Source organism: Candidatus Polarisedimenticolia bacterium (assembly GCA_036004685.1).
Lineage (GTDB): Bacteria > Acidobacteriota > Polarisedimenticolia > Gp22-AA2 > AA152 > DASYRE01.
Window position 1 is genome coordinate 154,978 of record DASYRE010000036.1, and the last position, 18,145, is coordinate 173,122.

General features: G+C 65.9%; 19 protein-coding genes. 9 read left to right on the forward strand and 10 right to left on the reverse strand.

Annotated elements, in window-relative coordinates:
• Positions 1-455: 455 nt before the first annotated feature.
• The 5 genes from VGR67_09700 to VGR67_09720 all read left to right on the forward strand — a co-directional run bounded on the left by VGR67_09700 (position 456) and on the right by VGR67_09720 (position 4,936).
• Complete coding sequence (locus VGR67_09700; GenBank protein ID HEV8336678.1) at positions 456-1,277, forward strand: succinate dehydrogenase; 822 nt, start codon at positions 456-458, stop codon at positions 1,275-1,277.
• Positions 1,277-3,094: a fumarate reductase/succinate dehydrogenase flavoprotein subunit gene (locus VGR67_09705; GenBank protein ID HEV8336679.1), complete on the forward strand. Its 1,818-nt coding sequence runs from the start codon at positions 1,277-1,279 to the stop codon at positions 3,092-3,094. The genes VGR67_09700 and VGR67_09705 overlap by 1 nt, the downstream gene beginning before the upstream one ends.
• Entirely contained in the window at positions 3,091-3,846 is a 756-nt protein-coding gene (locus VGR67_09710) for a succinate dehydrogenase/fumarate reductase iron-sulfur subunit (GenBank protein HEV8336680.1), read from the forward strand. Before VGR67_09705 ends, VGR67_09710 begins: the two co-directional genes overlap by 4 nt.
• Positions 3,847-3,856: 10 nt before the next feature.
• A complete protein-coding gene (locus tag VGR67_09715; protein HEV8336681.1) occupies positions 3,857-4,366 on the forward strand; it encodes a hypothetical protein in 510 nt (169 codons plus the stop codon).
• A 192-nt stretch (positions 4,367-4,558) separates the two neighbouring features.
• Positions 4,559-4,936 carry a tetratricopeptide repeat protein gene (locus VGR67_09720; protein ID HEV8336682.1) on the forward strand — a complete coding sequence of 126 codons (378 nt, stop codon included), beginning with the start codon at positions 4,559-4,561 and terminating at the stop codon, positions 4,934-4,936.
• Between the two features lie 291 nt (positions 4,937-5,227).
• Here the strand turns inward: VGR67_09720 and VGR67_09725 are convergent, their stop codons facing one another.
• Positions 5,228-5,692, reverse strand: a complete 465-nt coding sequence (locus VGR67_09725) for a LysR family transcriptional regulator (protein ID HEV8336683.1) — start codon at positions 5,690-5,692, stop codon at positions 5,228-5,230.
• A 140-nt stretch (positions 5,693-5,832) separates the two neighbouring features.
• Between VGR67_09725 and modA the strand changes: the two genes are divergently transcribed.
• The 4 genes from modA to VGR67_09745 all read left to right on the forward strand — a co-directional run bounded on the left by modA (position 5,833) and on the right by VGR67_09745 (position 9,736).
• Positions 5,833-6,615, forward strand: coding sequence for a molybdate ABC transporter substrate-binding protein (gene modA / locus VGR67_09730; protein HEV8336684.1), 783 nt, complete (start codon positions 5,833-5,835; stop codon positions 6,613-6,615).
• Positions 6,612-7,283: a molybdate ABC transporter permease subunit gene (gene modB, locus VGR67_09735; protein HEV8336685.1), complete on the forward strand. Its 672-nt coding sequence runs from the start codon at positions 6,612-6,614 to the stop codon at positions 7,281-7,283. The genes modA and modB overlap by 4 nt, the downstream gene beginning before the upstream one ends.
• Positions 7,283-8,389 carry a molybdenum ABC transporter ATP-binding protein gene (modC, locus tag VGR67_09740; GenBank protein HEV8336686.1) on the forward strand — a complete coding sequence of 369 codons (1,107 nt, stop codon included), beginning with the start codon at positions 7,283-7,285 and terminating at the stop codon, positions 8,387-8,389. The genes modB and modC overlap by 1 nt, the downstream gene beginning before the upstream one ends.
• A gap of 225 nt (positions 8,390-8,614) precedes the next feature.
• Entirely contained in the window at positions 8,615-9,736 is a 1,122-nt protein-coding gene (locus tag VGR67_09745; GenBank protein HEV8336687.1) for a porin, read from the forward strand.
• 609 nt (positions 9,737-10,345) lie between these two features.
• Here the strand turns inward: VGR67_09745 and VGR67_09750 are convergent.
• The 9 genes from VGR67_09750 to VGR67_09790 all read right to left on the reverse strand — a co-directional run bounded on the left by VGR67_09750 (position 10,346) and on the right by VGR67_09790 (position 17,876).
• Complete coding sequence (locus tag VGR67_09750; protein ID HEV8336688.1) at positions 10,346-10,678, reverse strand: hypothetical protein; 333 nt, start codon at positions 10,676-10,678, stop codon at positions 10,346-10,348.
• Between the two features lie 211 nt (positions 10,679-10,889).
• On the reverse strand, positions 10,890-11,375 hold the full coding sequence (locus tag VGR67_09755) for an anthrone oxygenase family protein (protein ID HEV8336689.1): 486 nt from the start codon (positions 11,373-11,375) through the stop codon (positions 10,890-10,892).
• Between the two features lie 303 nt (positions 11,376-11,678).
• Positions 11,679-12,176 carry an isoprenylcysteine carboxylmethyltransferase family protein gene (locus VGR67_09760; GenBank protein HEV8336690.1) on the reverse strand — a complete coding sequence of 166 codons (498 nt, stop codon included), beginning with the start codon at positions 12,174-12,176 and terminating at the stop codon, positions 11,679-11,681.
• A 29-nt stretch (positions 12,177-12,205) separates the two neighbouring features.
• Complete coding sequence (locus VGR67_09765; GenBank protein HEV8336691.1) at positions 12,206-13,324, reverse strand: prephenate dehydrogenase/arogenate dehydrogenase family protein; 1,119 nt, start codon at positions 13,322-13,324, stop codon at positions 12,206-12,208.
• Between the two features lie 203 nt (positions 13,325-13,527).
• Positions 13,528-13,956: an SRPBCC domain-containing protein gene (locus VGR67_09770; protein ID HEV8336692.1), complete on the reverse strand. Its 429-nt coding sequence runs from the start codon at positions 13,954-13,956 to the stop codon at positions 13,528-13,530.
• 289 nt (positions 13,957-14,245) lie between these two features.
• Complete coding sequence (locus VGR67_09775) at positions 14,246-14,668, reverse strand: gamma-glutamylcyclotransferase family protein (protein ID HEV8336693.1); 423 nt, start codon at positions 14,666-14,668, stop codon at positions 14,246-14,248.
• Positions 14,658-15,155, reverse strand: a complete 498-nt coding sequence (locus tag VGR67_09780; GenBank protein HEV8336694.1) for a VOC family protein — start codon at positions 15,153-15,155, stop codon at positions 14,658-14,660. The genes VGR67_09775 and VGR67_09780 overlap by 11 nt, the downstream gene beginning before the upstream one ends.
• Positions 15,156-15,297: 142 nt before the next feature.
• Positions 15,298-15,486 carry a hypothetical protein gene (locus tag VGR67_09785; GenBank protein HEV8336695.1) on the reverse strand — a complete coding sequence of 63 codons (189 nt, stop codon included), beginning with the start codon at positions 15,484-15,486 and terminating at the stop codon, positions 15,298-15,300.
• A gap of 68 nt (positions 15,487-15,554) precedes the next feature.
• Positions 15,555-17,876 carry a M1 family aminopeptidase gene (locus VGR67_09790; GenBank protein HEV8336696.1) on the reverse strand — a complete coding sequence of 774 codons (2,322 nt, stop codon included), beginning with the start codon at positions 17,874-17,876 and terminating at the stop codon, positions 15,555-15,557.
• Between the last annotated feature and the right edge of the window lie 269 nt (positions 17,877-18,145).

Here is an 18,145-nt window from a genome sequence, read left to right on the forward strand (position 1 = left end):
GCCTCCTCCTGCTCCGGGGAACGCAGGATAGCCGCCACGGCGCACGCTGTCCATCCGAGCCAAAGGACTGGCTCACCGATGAGCGCCCCCCGGACACCGCCACGGTGAAAAGTTTCACGAGTTTTCTGACTCGACCGGACAATCTGAATCACCACGCCTTCCCATGCCAATGCGTCGCTGGCCTTTCGGATCTGCGGGGGGATAGCGTGCCGCAGGACTCGTCACCGGTGGCCCGGCTCATCGGAGGTCGGCGGTCGATTCGCTTCGGGGGCAGGCGGGCTCCGTCGCCTCCGATGCCGAGTCGGAGCCGGCCGGGCGGAACGTGGGGAAACGCCACCGCTCCGTGCTTGCCAGCCTTGGCGCCCGGGGGCAAGTGTCCTATGATAGGGCCCCGCCGGGGTCGAGATCCCCGATGAGCGGGCGCTCGGCGAGTCTTCGCCCACGAGGGCGGACGCATGGAGAACGAGGGAATGCCGGACCTCGAAGGGTCGCTCCCCGAGCCTCGTCGCTTCGGCGAGACCAAGCGTCGTGACGCCTGGTGGCTCGCGCCGCTCCTGACGTTCATCGTCCTTCTCTCCTTCGTCGTCTACGCGACGTGGGCGGCGCTGCAGGGAAATCACTACCATTGGGGACCTTACCTGTCCCCCTTCTACTCTCCCGAGATCTTCGGTGAATCGCCCCATGCCTGGTTCGGCGCGAAGCCGGCCTGGTGGCCTTCGTGGCTCCTTTTCTCGCCGGCGCTCCTGATTCTCTGGGCCCCGGGCGGCTTCCGTTTCACCTGCTATTACTACCGCGGCGCGTACTACAAGGGATTCTGGGCGGACCCGCCGTCCTGCGCCGTAGGAGAGCCGCGCCAGCGTTACTGGGGCGAGAGATCGTTCCCGCTGATCCTCCAGAACGTCCATCGCTACTTTCTCTACGTCGCCCTCCTCTTCATTTTCATTCTCGCCTCCGACGTCTGGAAGGCTCTTTGGTTCGAGGACCCGGGGACCGGTTCGACGCGCTTCGGCCTCGGCGTGGGGACGCTGGTCCTCGCCGCCAATGTCTTTCTCCTCGGCGGCTACACGCTGAGCTGCCATTCGCTCCGGCACCTGATCGGCGGGGGCCGCGACGAAGTGGGCAAGGGGCCGCTGGGCAGGACGCCCTATCGCTGCGTGAGCTGCCTGAACCGCCGGCACATGCTTTGGGCCTGGATGAGCCTCTTCTGGGTGGCCTTCTCGGACGTCTACGTCCGCATGCTCTCGATGGGGATCTGGAGCGATTGGAGGATCTTCTGATGGCCGAAGTCCAGGCGCACCAACACGACGTGCTCGTGGTCGGCGCGGGCGGAGCTGGGTTGCGCGCGGCCATTGAGGCGTCGGCGTCGGGCGTCTCCGTGGGCCTCGTCTGCAAGTCGCTCCTGGGGAAGGCCCACACGGTGATGGCGGAAGGGGGGATCGCGGCGGCTCTCGCCAACGTCGACGAGCGCGACTCGTGGCAGGTGCACTTCGCCGACACGATGCGCGGCGGGGGCTACCTCAACGACTGGAGGATGGCGGAGTTCCACGCCAAGGAGGCTCCCGCTTGCGTCCGGGAGCTGGAGGCCTGGGGAGCCCTGTTCGACCGCACTCGGGACGGCAAGATCCTCCAAAGGAACTTCGGCGGGCACCGCTATCCGAGACTCGCCCACGTGGGTGATCGCACCGGACTCGAGATGATTCGCACCCTGCAGGACACCGGCGTCCATCGCGGAATCGACGTTCACATGGAATGCACCGTCACGTCGCTGCTCAAGGACGGCGACGCCGTCGCCGGGGCGCTGGCCTATGATCGCGAGCGGGGGTTCTTTCATCTCTTCAGAGCGAAAGCGATCATCCTCGCCACGGGGGGGATCGGCCGGGCGTTCCGGATCACCAGCAACAGCTGGGAATACACGGGAGACGGCCACGCCCTGGCCTTCGAAGCCGGGGCCGAGCTGATGGACATGGAATTCGTCCAGTTCCACCCTACCGGAATGGTCTGGCCCCCGAGCGTCCAGGGAATCCTCGTGACCGAAGGAGTCCGCGGCGAGGGAGGCATCCTGCTCAACAAGGACGGGAAGCGCTTCATGTTCGACGACATCCCCGAGAACTACCGCGCCCAGACGGCCGACAACGAGGAGGAGGGGTGGCGCTATACGCAGGGGGACAGGAATGCCCGCCGTCCGCCGGAGCTGCTGACCCGGGATCACGTGGCGCGCTGCATCATGCGCGAGATCAAGAGCGGCCGGGGAAGTCCCCACGGGGGCGTCTTTCTGGACATCGCCTGGATCCGGCGGAAGATCTCCGGAGCCGAGGAGCGCATCAAGAAGAAGCTCCCGAGCATGTACCATCAGTTCAAGCAACTTGCCGACATCGACATCACGCAGGAGGCGATGGAGGTGGGGCCGACCACCCATTACGTGATGGGGGGGGTGCGGGTAGACCCCGAGACCCAGATGTCGACGGTGCCCGGCCTCTTCGCCGCGGGCGAGTGCGCCGCGGGGCTGCATGGCGCGAACCGGCTCGGAGGGAATTCCCTTTCCGATCTTCTCGTCTTCGGCAAGCGCGCCGGAGCGTATGCCGCCCGGTTCGCCAAGGAGCGAGGCCTCGGCCAGACCGACGCCGAAGCGGTCGAGCGCCGGGTCCGCGGGGCCCTGGAGCCCTTTTCGAGGCCGCCCGGCGAAGGAGAAGGCGCCTATGTCATCCAGCGCGATCTCCAAAACACGATGCAGGATCTCGTCGGAATCGTCCGCACCGAACAGGAGATGCGGCGGGCGTTGGAGGAAATCGCCTCGCTCGAAAAGCGCGCGGAAAAGGTGCGCGCCGAGGGAAACCGCCAGTACAACCCGGCCTGGCATACCGCCCTCGACTTGAGATGCATGCTCACGATTTCCGAGGCTATCACGCGCTCGGCTCTCGCGAGAAAGGAAAGCCGGGGAGCCCACTTCCGCGAGGATTATCCGAAGAAAGATCCGGAGGCGGGACGGTTCAACGTCGTCGTAAAGGCGGCCCCGGACGGCGCCATGCTCGTAGAGCGGAGGCCTATTCCCGACATGCGGCCCGATCTCGCGGCCATCGTCAAGGAGCAGGGCTGATGACGTCCGCCACGTTCCGAATCTGGCGCGGGGACGCGCGCGGCGGCGAATTCCAGGACTACTCGACCGAGGTCGTCGAAGGAATGGTCGTCCTGGATGCCATCCTGCAGATCCAGGCGGAGCAGGCGGGAGACCTGGCGGTGCGCTGGAACTGCAAGGCCGGCAAGTGCGGCTCCTGCTCGGCGGAAATCGACGGAAAACCCCGGTTGATGTGCATGACTCGCCTCTCCGAGCTTTCGCTGGCGGCCCCCGTGACCGTGGAGCCGATGCGCGCCTTCCCCCGCATCCGGGACCTGGCGTGCGACGTCTCCTGGAACTTCGAGGTGAAGAAACGAATCAAGCCGTTCAAGCCGCGTCCACCCGACGCGCCGGACGGGACGTGGCGGATGTCGCAGGAGGACGTCGAGCGGGTCCAGGAGTTCCGGAAGTGCATCGAGTGCTTCCTTTGCCAGGACGTCTGCCACGTCCTGCGGGAGCACCACCGGCACGACGCTTTCATCGGCCCGCGCTTCTTCGTCCACGCGGCCGCGCTGGAGATGCATCCTCTCGACGTCGAGGATCGGATCGACGAGCTGGGAGCCGCCCAGGGAATCGGCTACTGCAACATCACCAAATGCTGCACCAAGGTCTGCCCGGAGAACATCACCATCACCGACAACGCCATCATTCCCCTCAAGGAGCGGCTGGTGGACCGCCGCTACGATCCCTTGAAGAAGCTGTGGGACTGGCTCCGGCCGGCGGGCCGCCCGTAAAGGTTCCGGCATGTTCGAGATGAAACCGATTTCACGCGAAGCGATCCCCGAGGCGCTCCGGAAAGCCGATCGGTATCGGCTCCTCAGCCAGCCGCGGCAGGCGGAGAGCATCTGCCGCGACATCCTGCAAACCGACCCCGATCGCCAGGAAGCGCTGGTCATGCTTCTGCTGTGCCTGACGGATCAGTTCGGACGGCCGGGCTTTCACGCGGGGATCAAGGAGGCGCGGGAAGTCCTTGCCCGCCTGCGCGGCGAGTACGATCGCGCCTATTACGACGGGATCCTCTGCGAGCGCTGGGGAAAGTCCCAGCTGGCCGGAGACCGACCCGCCCGCGTCGCAGCGGACTGGCTGCGCGAAGCGATGCGCCTCTTCGAGAGCGCCCAGCCGATAAGTCCCGCGGGCAACGAGGAAGCCATTCTTCACTGGAACGCCTGCGCCCGTCTCATCAACCGCATCGAGGAGTCGGGCGCCTCGGCCGAGGAAAGCGAGGCCGCTTTCCGGGACGACGCTCCCGTCTGAGCGGGGCCGTTCCGGCCCGCTTCCTTTTCAGTCTCTGATCCCCGCCGCCCGGGCCGCTCCCGCCTCCCCTTCCCACGAGCAAGAATTTGATAGCGCGCCGCGCCGGGGTGGCTTACAAAAGCCGCATCGACGGAAACCCGATACGCCGGCCCGGGCCGGCGTCGTCTTCCCCAGTCTTCGAGGAGGAATCGAATGAGACGAATCATCCTGGCGTCCCTGGCGGCGGCCCTCTTGTGGCCGGCGCTGGCGCGAGCGCAGAGCGAATCGCCGGCGATGCGCGACGCGGCGGCTCTCTACCGGGCCGGCAGATTCGCGGAGGCGGCGAAGGCCTACGAGACGGTCACGAGCCAGGAGCCCGACAACGGCACGGCCTGGTACCAGTGGGGGCAGTCGCTCTGGGAGATCGGGGAGACGGCGCGAGCCCTCGAGGCGCTGCAGAAGGCCGATCCGCTCCTGGCCGGAATGCCGATGATGCAAGCGGGCGTCCGCTTCCGAATCGGCCGCGCCTACGCCCGGCTCAAAGAGCGGGAAAAGGCCTTCGAATGGCTGGGCCGCTCTATGCTCACTTGAAGGCAGACATCCTGGTGCGCCCCGGCCAGAAGGTGCGCCGCGGAGAGGTGCTTGGCCACGTCGGGAACACCGGGAACGCCGTCGGCCCCCACTTGCATTTCCAGATCGCTTCGAAGCCGGCTCCGCTCACCGGTGAAGGCCTGCCGTTCGTCATCGATTCCTACGACCTTCTCGGCTACGAGACCGCGGAGCAGGGCAATTCGGCCGCGTGGCAGCCGCCGGCGGGCCGGGCCGAAATGCGCAAGAAGGAGATGCCGGTCGGCAACCAGGTGGTCCGCTTCGGATCCTGCATCAGGGCCCATCCGCCCGCCGCGTGCGGCGCTCGGGGCGTGGCCCCTCTCCCACGGCCGGGCGACGCCGCGCGGTCCTTCGCTTCGATCCGCGCGTCGAGCCGGCCGGCTTCGTGGCCGCGATCCCCAGGAGCGCCTCCAGGCGGCGCAGTGGCTGCCGCGCAGCCCGGAGGCTCTTTCGCTCGAGGTCGCGATAGAGATTGAGAACCTCCCTTCCCGCCTCGGAAAGCGACGCTCCCCGCCCGCGCCATCGAGACGTCGCCACCAGGGGCGTGGGGAAACAGCGATTCATCGTCTCCACCAGGAGCCAGGCTCTTCGATAGGACATCCCGAGATCCCGCGCGGCCGCGGTGATGGAGCCGTGGCGCTGGATCGCCTCCAATAAATCCGCCTTCCCGGGCCCCAGGGCGATCTCCTGGCCGCCGATCAGCCGCCATCGAGGTCGCGCTTCCCACCGCCGCTGCATGCTTTCCTTTCCGACCCTGACGGATCCGGAGATGGGCCCGTGGGGCCGAATCTTCGCGCCCGCGATTGCCCTCAATATATCCCATGATATACAATGCGCGCCTTGCCGAAAACGCCGCTCCGCCGGATCGGGGGACGCCCTTGCGAAGTTATCGCCGGATCGCAGCGTTCTTGCTCCCCGCCGCCCTCGCAGGCGGGCTGGGCGCCGCCGCGCCAAAGCGGCCGATCGAGATTTCCGTCTACGCCGCCGCCAGCCTGCGCGACGTCCTCGAGGATCTCGCGCCTCGCTGCGAATCGCAGGTGGGGATCCGTCCGGTGTTCAACTTCGGAGGCTCCAACGATCTCGCCCGGCAGATTATCGCCGCCGGGAAGGCCGATCTGTTCCTGTCGGCGGACGAGGCCTGGATGGACAAGGTCGCCGCCGCTGGGCTCGTCGACGGATCCTCCCGGCTCTCCCTGCTTTCGAACCGCCTCGTCGTGGTCGGCCCAGCCGATACGGCCATCGCGCTTCAAGGACCGGCGGACTTGAACCAGCCGGCAATCCGCCGGCTCGCCCTGGCCAATCCCGAGGCCGTGCCCGCCGGGGAATATGCCAGGGCCTGGCTCGAAAAAGCCGGGCTTTGGGACGCGCTGCAAGGCCGGATCGTCCCTTCGCTCGACGTCCGCGCCGCCCTGAGCCTGGTGGAAAGCGGCGCCGCCGATGCCGGGGTCGTCTACCGGAGCGACGTCGCGATCTCCAGGAAGGTGCGCATCCTGTACGAGGTCCCGGCCGCGGACGGCCCGCGCATTTCGTACGCGCTAGCCGCCTTGAAGGGCCCCGGGGATCCCGCGGCGGTGCGGCGATTGCTCGCCTGGCTCACCGGCCTGGAGGCGACGCGCGCCTTCGAGCGTTATGGATTCGTCGTGCTGGCGCATCCTTCGTGAGCGGAGACGCCCTGGTTCCGTTGCTCCTGAGCCTGAAGGTCGCTGCCGCGGCGACCGCGGTCATCCTACCTCCCGGAGTCTTCCTCGGCTGGCTTCTCGCCCGCTACGACGTGCGCGGCAAGAGCGTCTTGGAAACGCTGACCGCCCTGCCGCTCGTCCTGCCACCGACGGCGATCGGTTATCTTCTGCTTCGCCTGCTCGCGCGTGACGGTCTCTTGGGCGAGCGGACCCTCGGATTCGACCCGGGGCTGCTCCTCACCTGGAAGGCGGCGGCCCTCGCCTCGGCCATCATGGCGCTGCCGCTGGTCGCGCGCACCGCCCGCGTGGCGTTCGAGCGGGTCGATCCCCGCCTCGAGGCGGTGGCCCGCACCCTCGGGGTCGGCCGCTGGCGCGCCTTCCTCGGCGTCACCCTGCCCCTGGCCCGATCCGGCCTTTTGGCCGCGGCGATCCTGGGATTCGGCCGCGCTCTCGGCGAGTTCGGAGCCACGGTCATCGTGGCCGGGAACATTCCCGGCCGGACCCAGACGCTGGCCCTGGCGATCTTCAACGACATGCAGGTGGGGCGCGATCGCGAAGCCATGATTCTCGTCGGCATCACCGTCGTCCTGGCTTTTGCCGCGATCTGGTGCGTGGAGCTTCTCCTGAAGCCGGATCGCAGGGCCGCCTGATGCCGGCGCTGCGGATCGACCTGACGGTTCCTCTCGACCGCTTCATTCTCAGGGTCCGCTGGGAAACGAGCTCTCAGTTCCTGGGAATCTTCGGTCACTCCGGGGCGGGCAAGACCACGATCCTCGAGGTGATTGCCGGCCTGCGCTCCGATGCGTCCGGGGTGGTCGCCGTCGCCAACCGTCTTTGTCTCGATTCGGAGTCGGGGATCAACCTCCCTCCGGAGCACCGCGGCTTGGGCTACGTGCCTCAGGAGGGACTCTTGTTTCCGCATCGCGACGTCCTGGGGAACGTGCTCGCCGGGACGCGCCGCGCGGCAGGATCGCCCCGGCGCCTGGATCCCGAAAGAGTGCTTCGTGTCCTGGAGCTGAATGGCCTGGAGCGTCGTCCGGTTGGAAAGCTTTCGGGCGGCGAGAAGCAGCGAGTCGCCCTGGCTCGCGCTCTCTGCTCCGGGCCCAGTCTTCTGCTGCTCGACGAGCCCCTCGCTGGCCTCGACCTGCCGCTGCGCCGGCGGATCCTCCCCTTTCTTCTCCGGGTTCGCGAGGAGTTCTCGCTGCCGACGATCCTCGTCTCGCACGATCCGACCGAAATCCGGATCCTGTGCGACGAGATTCTCGTTCTCGAAGAGGGAAGAACGCTGGCCTGCGGCCCGGCGCAGAGAGCCTTCGCGGATCCGAGGGTCTTCCCCATAGCACGGGACGAGGGATTCGAGAACGCGCTGCGGGGGGAGGTGGGGGAAGAAGAGGAGGGTATGACATGCGTCGCCCTTGCCTCCGGATGCCGGGTTCGCCTGCGCGGAGACGGCCTGGTCCGGGGCCGCAAGGTGATCATCGGACTGCGCGCCGAGGATCTGATCCTGGCGATCGACCCTCCCCGCGGCCTCTCGGCGCAGAACGTTCTGCCGGGCGTGGTCCGAGAAGTCACGGAGGCGGCGGAGGGGGACGGCGTCGAGGCAAGCGTCCCCGTCACGATCGAGCTGGCCGGGACCGGACAGTCAGTCCTCGCATCGATCACGCCCCGCTCCCGCCGGGAGCTGGATTTGCGGCCCGGTCTTCCGGTCCACCTCGTCTTCAAGGCCCAGGCCTGCCGCGTCCTCGCGGCGCTCTGAAACCGGGGTAGTATCGTTCCGCCGCCTACCCGTGATGGCACAGCGGATGTTCTTGCTTTTGTCGAAACTTTCCGGCTCGCGCAGCGTCCCGCGGTAAAACTCACTCGGTTTGAAGGGAGTTCGTTTCGAGTGTTACCGTTCGCAGGATTCGCGCCCCACGGTCAATCATGGAGGAGGACGAACATGTTTGGTGTCGGTCGATCCTGGCGGAGAGCACTCCTCGGCTTGGCGTTTCTGCTCGCCCTATCCGGTTCCGAGGCGCGCGCCTGGATCACGCTGGCCGAGGGGGAGAAGGGAAAGCTCGAGCTCGAAGCCAGGCTCATGATCTGGGCAGTCCGCGAGGGGCCCGATTTTCCGTATCCGGCCGGCACTCCGGCCCAGGACGGGAGCACGACCGATTTCATGATTCGCCGGGCCCGGCTCCTCATGCGCGCGCAATTGTCCCCTCGTCTGGATGGATACCTGCAGTTCGGCCAGGACAACGTCGCCAGCAAGATATTCGCCGAAGACGCCGGATTCCGCGTCAAGGATGCCTACCTGAATTACAAGCCGGCTGACGCTTTTCAACTGCTCGCCGGACAGTTCAAAGTACCGTTTCTCCGCCAGAACCTTCAAGGGGACTTCGACCTGCTCCTGGTGGAACGGGCCGGATTGACCGCTCTCCGGCCCGCCCGCGAGGGATCGCGCGACGTGGGTGGGATGGTGTGGGGCAATGCCGGCGGCTTCCAATATCGCGCCGCGCTCTTCGACGGCTCCGATCAGGAGAGAACGACGAGCCAAAGCTCCCTGCGCGGTTCCACCCGCCTCTCCTGGAACTGGTTCACGCGCGAGACCGGAGTCAGTTATCCGGGCACGACGCTCGGCGAAAAGCGCGTCCTGCAGTTCGGGATCCAGGGGGATCGGCAGGATCGGCGCCTTGATTCGCGGGACGATTCGGGTTTTACGACGGAGCTGAGGAATTACCGTTCGCTGGCCGCGGACGTCTACTACGAGGAGCCTTTCACCGGACGATGGTCGCTCACGCTCGAAGGAGCCTATCTCGACCGGCGGGACGACTACGCCAACCCGGCCTTGAACACCCGGCACATCGACACTTACTACACTCAGGCCGGGCTGCTCCTGCCCGGAGGCGGCCCGCCGGGCCGCTTCCAGCTCACGGCACGATACGAGAAGCTGGACTCCGATCGCGGAGCCGGGGTCGATTCGATCCGGGCCCGTACGTTCGGGCTCAACTGGTTTGCGCCGGGCGAGAAGGTGAGGATTCAGACTGATTGGACGCATCGCTCCGAGACGCCCGTGCCGCTCCATAACGAGGAGATTCGCCTGTCGATCGTCTCGATCTGGTGAGGGCCGCGGCTCGGCTCACTTGGCGGTCCAGACTATCGCCACCTCCAGCGCCCAGTCCTCCCGGGGATGCCCTCCCCAGGAGGCCTCGGGCCGTGCCCAGACCGCAAAGGTCCGGCTGAACGCCTTCCCGACCTGAATGCCCGACTTGAAGCTGGAGAATTTCCTCGCGGCTCTCCGGATGCATGAGATCGGGCACCAACGAGTAGCTGGTCACCGAGGAAATCTTCCTTCCCAGCAGATGGCTCACCAGCTTGTCTTCGAATCGACGGCGCAGCTCTCGATCCTCGGCGATGCCCAAAGCGATGACTTTTTCGATCTTCGTTCTTCCGCCCGGGGGCGCATTCCATTGGGCGACGATCTTGATGGGGAAGCCGCCGTGAGCCAAGGAGCACTCAGCAGCAGCAGAGCCATGACGGCCAAGTATCGGTGCCTCATTCCGCTCTGTTCTCCCACAGGACCCAGGCCATGATACGCGTCCACCTCACGCGCGTCTACCGCCCCGGTGAACTGTGACGAAGCTCGATGACGAGCCAAAAAAAAGGCCCGGAGAGAGCTTTTCTCCGGGCCGTGGAAATCAGCTTGGCTCTGAGACTGGATCTGGCCGGTTTCTCAGGAACCCGAGGAACCCGACGCAGGCGTCACCTTGATGTCGCTGATTCCGAGGTGCTCGCCCTTCTCGTTGTCGGAGCAGGTCAGCGTGACCTTGTCGCCGGGCTTCAGGTTCTTCAAGGTGTCGATGGCCTTGCCCAGGACGGCAGCCGTCTTGGTCTCGCCCGCGTCGGTCTTGAAGGTCAGCTCTTTGGTATCCACGTTGACCGAAACCACCTCGCCCTTCGCCTCATGGCTCTTGCCGCCCTTGTCGCCGGCCAGGGCCGAGCCCGCCGGAACGAGAACCGCCGCCAGGGCGAAAAGAACTGCCGTCATCAACGCCACTTTCCTCATGCCTACCTCCCCTTCGATTGTGGTTTTCGATACAGGACCCAGCCCACCCACTCAAAAGAACTGCAGAAGAAGACTCTTCTAGGCGTCTGACGCCCCTCCTTTCAGTGACCGGGAAGCCGTTACTATACAATCTCGGCCGCCCTAAGGCAAAAATTTTCCGCCTGACCGGCTGGAGAGCCGCTCGGGGAGCCTCCCGGCGGGCTATCGTCGTCTAGCGACTCGCGTAGCCGGAGCCCGAGGGAGACAGAACACTCGCCAGGAGCGCCCCCAGACTCGCGACCGACGTCAGTGTCCTCCAGGCGTGGAAACTCTTCCAGGTCAGGCGCTTCGCCTCGAAGTCTTCGGGTAGCGTGGCGACGGTCCACCGGCGGATCTCATTGTCGATCGGCACCTCCACCAGCAGAGTGATCAGCAGCGTGGCGAGTAGGAGTCCCAGGCTCGCGACCAGGAGGGCGAAGCTCGCGGAACGTTTCGCCGGGTGCAGCCATACCGCTGCGACCAAGAGGAACAGGGCCGAGGGCATGAGGAGCCGCATCGGAACCGCGACGTTCGCGATGATCGTCTTCCCGATGTGCAGGAATTCCGCGGGGGAAAACGCCTCGAGCGAGCGCGTGAGCGTGAACCAGGTTCCCCAGAACACGCCCGTCACCAGGGCCGTCAGCAGGATTCCCGCAAACAAGACGATGCGACGGGTCATGCACGACCTCCTCAGTCGCGCCTCGACGCTCCAGGCGCAGGCCGCCCGCGTCGGGGCACCAGGGTCATCAAATCCAACTGTCCTCCGGCCCCTCAACTCGCATTGTGTCGTCCCGGGATGGCGAGGAAAAACGGCAAGGAATGGGGGGCGGCCCGCGGGTCGACAGGGCAGGCGCGGGCCTATGGCGCTACTCGTGGCGCGCTGGCGTTCCCGCCTCGGCCTTGGGGCGCCGAGTCATGCCCGCACCGAGCAGCGAGCGCCACCCTCCCTGAACGATGCGCGTTTGCCGCCCCTCCCGAGGCGCTAGATCCACCTTCGCACCCTCGCCTTGTAGGCTCGATAGGCGTCCCCGAACTTCGCTTCCAGATAACGCTCCTCCCGGCGCACCACCCCCCAGTGGACGAGAATCATCAAAGGCACGAGCCACACCAGCGGCCAGACGGCGCCGATCAGCAGCGCCAGCCCGGCGTAGAGAGCGGCGAGCGAGAGATAGAGAGGGTTCCGCGTGTAGCGGAATGGTCCGTCGGTGACCATCGCGGTGGCCGGGAGCTTGGGGTTGATGTTGGTGCCGGCGCGGCGCATCGCCCTCTTCGCCGGAATCGCCAGGGCGCCGCTTGCCGCGATGAGGAAAACGCCGAGCAGCCTGGCCGGAAGCGAGAGAAGGCGGCCGATGGGAAAGAGGAAATGCATGACCAGACCGATGGCGAAGGCGGTCAAGTAAAGCATGGGCGGAAAAGCGACGACTTCCGGGGAATCGGAGCTTGGGTCCCGGAGGACGCCGTTCATCGTCGATGGGGCCATCAGCGGGGGCCTCCCCGGACGTTACCGGCTCATCCCGGCGTTTCGGGCGTCCGGGTCCTTCCTTCCTCGAGAAGGGAACGGAATCCATCCACATCCTGCGCCCGAATGGAAGCGGTCAGGCGGTCCAGCGCCGCGCGCAAGCGCTCGAGGGCGGCGGGCGAGTGCGGGTTCTTCGCTTGGATCTCGTAATACACCTCCGGACTCTCGCGAACGACCGCCGCGGCGAGCGATTCCAGCGCGCGAAAGGAGGTGCTCCGCACCGGGGGCTTCGTCGCGGGCAAGGCGAGGGCGAAAGCGATGGCGGAGGCGTGGGCGAGGCTCAGTAGATCGGCCATGATCCGATCGTGATCGACCAGCGGCACGCGGACCAGCCGGGCGGTCGTCGGCTGGAAGAGGCTCTCCACCGTCTCCAGCGTTCCGGAGTCGTCCGTGTCGCAGACCACCACGTCGGCGTCGCGCAGCAGGTAGGTGGAGGGACCGAACATCGGATGGATCGAGGCGACGCGGCCGCCCGAGCGCTGCAGCGCCCGGATCGGTTCGATCAGCGGAGTCTTGATGCTGGCGATATCGACCACGACCCCGGAAGGGGGCTCTTGGAGCCAGTCGAGATAGAGCCTGGCTGTAGCGGCGGGAGGGGTGGAGCAGACGACGAGATCGGCGGACGGGAGCGCCCGCCGGGTCGCGTCGTTCGTCTCCGCCGGGGCGGCCGGATCGAGGACGCCGGTGCGGAATCCCTGAGCCGAGAGGAAACCGACCATCCACCGGCCCATCCGGCCGGCCCCTCCCACGACGACCGCCGTCTTCCCCGTTCCGACGGCCGCCAGGCGCAGGTTGTCGTCGTCTTGCGCCGTCACCGAAGCGCGGATGAGCCCGGCCATGAGCTCCTCCGCCACTGCCGATCCGAGACCCAGCTCCCGGGCGGCCCGGCGCGCACGCTCCACGACGATCCTCTCCTGAGCGTAGTCCACCGTGGGGATTCCCCGCCGGCGCTTCAGCTCCCCCGCCCGCCGCGCGAGCGCGACGCGCTGCGCGGCCATCGCCACGAGCTCCTGATCGATCCGGCTGATGCGATCGCGCAGATCGTCCAGGTTTTCATCCCGCGGCGAATCGGGCGGCAGGGAACCGCTTCCGGAGTCTCTGGATCGCATGCATCCGACCTCGTCGGCTCGGACGTCCCGGCCCCCGGCGGCGCAAGGGTTGCGCCTCAGAAATCGCCTTAGCCTCGAGGCCGCCCAGAAGGCCGGATGGCACGCGCCTGATCGCCGGGTGCCCAACGCGGCCCGCCAGCGAGGGCGCGGCTTGCCTGGATGGAACGGCGGACCGGACGTAACGGAATTCCGGACACGCGACGCTAGGTCTCGGCGACTTTCTTCAGGTCTTGGAGCATCATCTCCCAGTTCTTCTGCGAATGGTCCCGGGCCTCTTCCGTGCGGTTCTTGTCCTGCGCCAGCGTGACGCGCGTGCCATTTCCCCGCGGGGCGAGCTCGATGGTGACGGTGTGGTAGTTCTCCGGGTCGTCGCGCATGCCGGAAAGCGGGCTGAAGTGGCTGTACTCGAGCTTCTGCTCCGGTCTGACGCGCAGGACGACCCCCTTGTCCTCGTAGGCCTTTCCCTTCCACTCTCCGCGCCAGACGATCGGGCTTCCTTCCCGCCAGTCGGAGTCGACGCGGGCGCCGAACATGTATTGCCGGATCGCCTCGGGGTCGAGAAGCGCCTTCCAAACTTCCTTCGGAGAGGCGTCGATGTCGGTGGAGGCCTGAGCGATCAAGTTCTTCTCCATGGGAGCTCCTCTCGATGGGCCGGGACGGCGCCAAGCGCTCCCGGCAGGCCGTACCCCTCTCATGGCGAGTCTAGCATGGTCTGTCTGGGGAGCCGGCTTCAAGGCCCTGACGCCGGCGCGCCGAGGAGGGGCAGGGTCTAAAGAGGTGCGCCTGGATGGGCCGGGCCGCCGGCCGCCCGGCCGCATCTCGGAATCTCAGGCGGGTTGGCCCCGGGCCGCTGCAGGCGGGCGAGCGCCGGATCCCGGCGTCGAAGGAACGAGCCCGCCGAGGCCGGCCGCGCGCTCCAGACTAACGGACGGAGGCTACATAGTCTTCGGGAAATCCCCGCGCCGACAACACGGCCCGGAGCCGGGCGGCATAGGCCTCGTTGCGCTCCGAAGGGCCTGGCGGCTCCGCCAGATTGTAACAGAGCGCCGGGACCGCCTCGCCTTCCATCGTGCGCGCCAGGATGGCTTCCGGCAGGTATCGCTCCAGCCCGGGGGCCCGGTACAGCCGGGCGATCTCGGGTGCCGGGAGCGCCATCAGCATGCCGTAGGCGCGCCCGCCGGCCGCGGGTACGAGGCTGGCCCGCGCGCCGATGCGGATCTCGAATCCGTCGACGAAAGCGCGCCGCGGGCGCCTGGGAACCAGCGCTTGCTGGCGGAGAAGCTCCACGTCCATGAACAGGCCATAGAAGAATATCTCGACCGTTCGTGGAGCGCTATCCGGCATAGGCCCGCTTGAGCTTGTCGAGGTCGAGCTTCTTCATTTGAAGCATCGCCTTCATGGCCCTTTGGGATTTCTCCGCGTTGGAGTCGGTCAGCATCTCGACCAGGACGGTCGGGACGACCTGCCAGGAGAGGCCGAACTTGTCCTTCAGCCAGCCGCACTGCTGCGCCTTTTCGTCTCCACCCTGAGAGAGCCTTTCCCAATAGTAATCCACTTCGTCCTGCGTCTTGCAATGGACTTGGAGCGAGACCGCTTCGTTGAACCTGAACACCGGTCCGCCGTTGAGCGCCGTGAATTCCTGCCCGTCGAGCTCGAACGCCACCGTCATCACGGAACCCGGCGGCCGCCGGTGGATTTCTTGCCCCGCCTCCCCGTAGCGGCTTATCGTCGTGATCTTCGAATTCTTGAAGATGCCCGTGTAGAACTTCGCCGCCTCTTCGGCCTGATCGTCGAACCACAGACACGGAGTGATCCTCTGCTTGAGACTCATGATGTTCTCCTTTCGGCCTCGACCAACAAGCTCGCGAGGCTCCGACCGAACCGACCCTCCTTGCCCCCAGAATAACCCACAAACGCAGAGGCGCCCACGCCTCTCCCGGCCGCTCGAGAGCCGCCTTGTTCGAGGGGTGATCTCAGGGAGCCGGCGGGGTCACCGTCAGGTCGGGCGCCTGCCGGGCGAGGTCCGTCAGACCTCTCCCCCGGCCGCGCAGCGCTTCGCCCGGATAGGCGCGGAGCGCGCCGGTGGTGACGCTCCAGCCGCGGCGGGGGTCGATGATCTCGCCGCCAAAGCGGGTGATCGCGGCGGGCATGACTCTGGCCAAGAGGGAAAGGTTGCATGGGCTCGGAGGGGCGACCGGGCAGCGGACGGGAGCACGCGTCTCGAGCGCTTTTATTTGTCGTGAATGAAATCGGCGAGCTGGCTCGCCTCCTCATCGAGACGCACGTCCTTCGGGGTCATGGGAACCTTGATCTTGATCTCCGACTCCGCGCTGACGATCGGCTTGCTGACCACGACCGGCTTCTCCTTGCCGAAATCGAAGGCGATGGGGACCAGCAGGACCTTGAAGTTCTCCTTGTCTTCCTGCCGGGTCTTGATGGTGACCAGCACTTTTCCGTCGGCATCGGGGGCGGCGGTCCAGGAATAGTGCACCTTCGGGATTCCGGTGCCCCGGATCCACTGGTCGAAGAAGGGAAACATGTCGTAGCCCATCAAGCTGCTCGCCTCCCGGGCCAGGGTATCGGTGTTGATGTTGCGCCCCTTGTACTTGGACTGGATGTTGCCGACGAGCTTTGCGAATTTTTCCCAGCCCATCCAGCTTCGCAGCATGTGCACGACGTACGGCCCCTTGCTGTAGAGAAGGCCCAGGCGCCATTCGGATCGGTAGGCCGTGGCGATCGTCGCCTCATGCTCGGATTCCGCGGCGAATTTCTTCCAATCCTTTCTCATGGCCGCGAATTTCTTGGGATCGATCCCTTCGGTGATCAATCCGGCGGAATACTCGGCCCAGGATTCGCTGATCCAATCATCTTCGGAGGCCACCCACCCCACCTGCGTTCCCCAATACTGATGGGCCAGCTCGTGGAAGAGCACCTGATCGGCCCGCCCTCCCCCGCCGGTTCCGCTCATGACGCCGCTGAGGAACAGGACCCCCGGAGGGCTCTGGCTGAAGCCCAATCCTTGAGCCATCTCGGTGATGTCCAGATCCGGAGAGGGAAACGGGCCGAAGAGACTCTCATAGGCCTTGATTCCCTGCTGTACGTTGTAGAGGATGTTCTCGGGCTTGAGCGCGGGGCCGCCGCTTCCGCCGCGAACGGCGTAGAGACGCAACGCCACCTCCCCCGAGCCTGGCGCCTCTCTTTGGTAAACGCCATCCGTGGTCACGAACTCCCCGAAGATGAACGAGGGGAACATGACCGGGACGGTGCTCCGCCATTCGCCGCAGTTCATCTTCCCTTCCTCCCACTCTCTCACCAATTCCCCGGAGCCTGCCGCCTTCAGCGGTTTGGCGATCTTGACCTTCCAATCGAAGGTGTAGCGGCCCCCGTGATCCCCCATCTGAGGAAACCAGGAATAGGTCGTATAGATCCAATAGGACCGCAGGGTGAGCTGAATGATGGTGTCTTCGGTGATGCCGACTCGTATTTGCGTCTTTTCTCCCCGGCTCAGGGGCTTGGGCAGGAGGACGAGAAGCTGATGCCACTTGTGAACGTAGGGCAAATCGGCGCCGGAGGCGTCTGCCACGCGGGTCACGGTCACCGGCCTCCCCTTTTCATCCCACGACGAGGCATCAAGGTTGTTCACCAGATCGAACCGGAGAAGCTTCAAGCCCTCCGTGAGGGATTCCACGGTGACCAGAGCGTCGATAAGGACCGACTTCGTATTGGGGATCTCGACCGTCATGTCCACGTTGCGAAGCGCCGCGGCGTGCTTGTCGTCCGCCTCCGGCATCAGGTTGTAGTTTCCCTTCCCATCGTAATCACTCCTCTTGTGGAAGGAGCTCCATGGCTCATAGAGACGCTTACCGGCCGCACCGCCCGATTTTTCGCCCAGGAGAGCGTTCTCCACGCGGTTTCCCGGCATGTGGCCGAAGTAGATCTTCCGGTTGTCGGCGGTTCTGGCCTCGAGATAGAGGAAATCATGATTCTTCACGTTGCCCAGCCGGCTTTCCATGAAATCGAGCTGAAAGTCCCCCGAGTTGTAGTCGACCTTGCTGTGCGCTTCCCACGATCCCTGAGCGTCCTTCACGGGGGTCCCGCCGGCTTTCGCGTCGGACAGGACTTTCTCGCTTCCATCGTCGAAACGAAGCACCGCCTCGGTGATCGGCTCGTCGAACGTGTCCTTGCCGGTCCAACGCTTGAGAGACTTCTTTTCCGTCGCGTTGGGAAGCGTGACCTTGACGGTTCCCTGTCCTGAGAAGTAGGCGCCGGTAATCACACCTTCGAACGGCTGCGCGAAATAGAGCGTCCCGCTTTTCAGCGTCAGATCCATCGCGTCCTTCTGGAAGGCGAGGTTCTCGACGTGCAGCGGGTGATCCAGGTCGAGACCGACGCGGTAGAAGCCGTTGAAGACCTCTTCGAGACGAGCGGTCTCCGCGGCGGCAGGTCCTTCCGCAGCCCAAGGACCGTCGACCGTGAGCAGCCAGAGTCCGGCCAGCAGGAGGAAGCAAACCGCGCCTGGGGACGGGAAGAGAAAGCGGGCTGATCTGGGCATCGCGTCCTCCGATTCGACGCACACGGCTCCTTGAGCCGAAAACCTGAGGAAGGCCTCCAGCTTACGCAGATACTGGGGCCATGTCCATCTCCGCCGGGCAATACTCGCCGCGCTGGCAGGGAGGGCCGCCACCGCCATTGTCCTCCGTCGTGGTCAACCTGCGAAGGCCAGACCTGAGTCCCGTACGGGATTCATCGTATAAATAAGCCCGTTTCGCAGTCCAAGTCACCATCCTGCAACGGCGCTTACGATTTCTGTAGGCCGCCCTG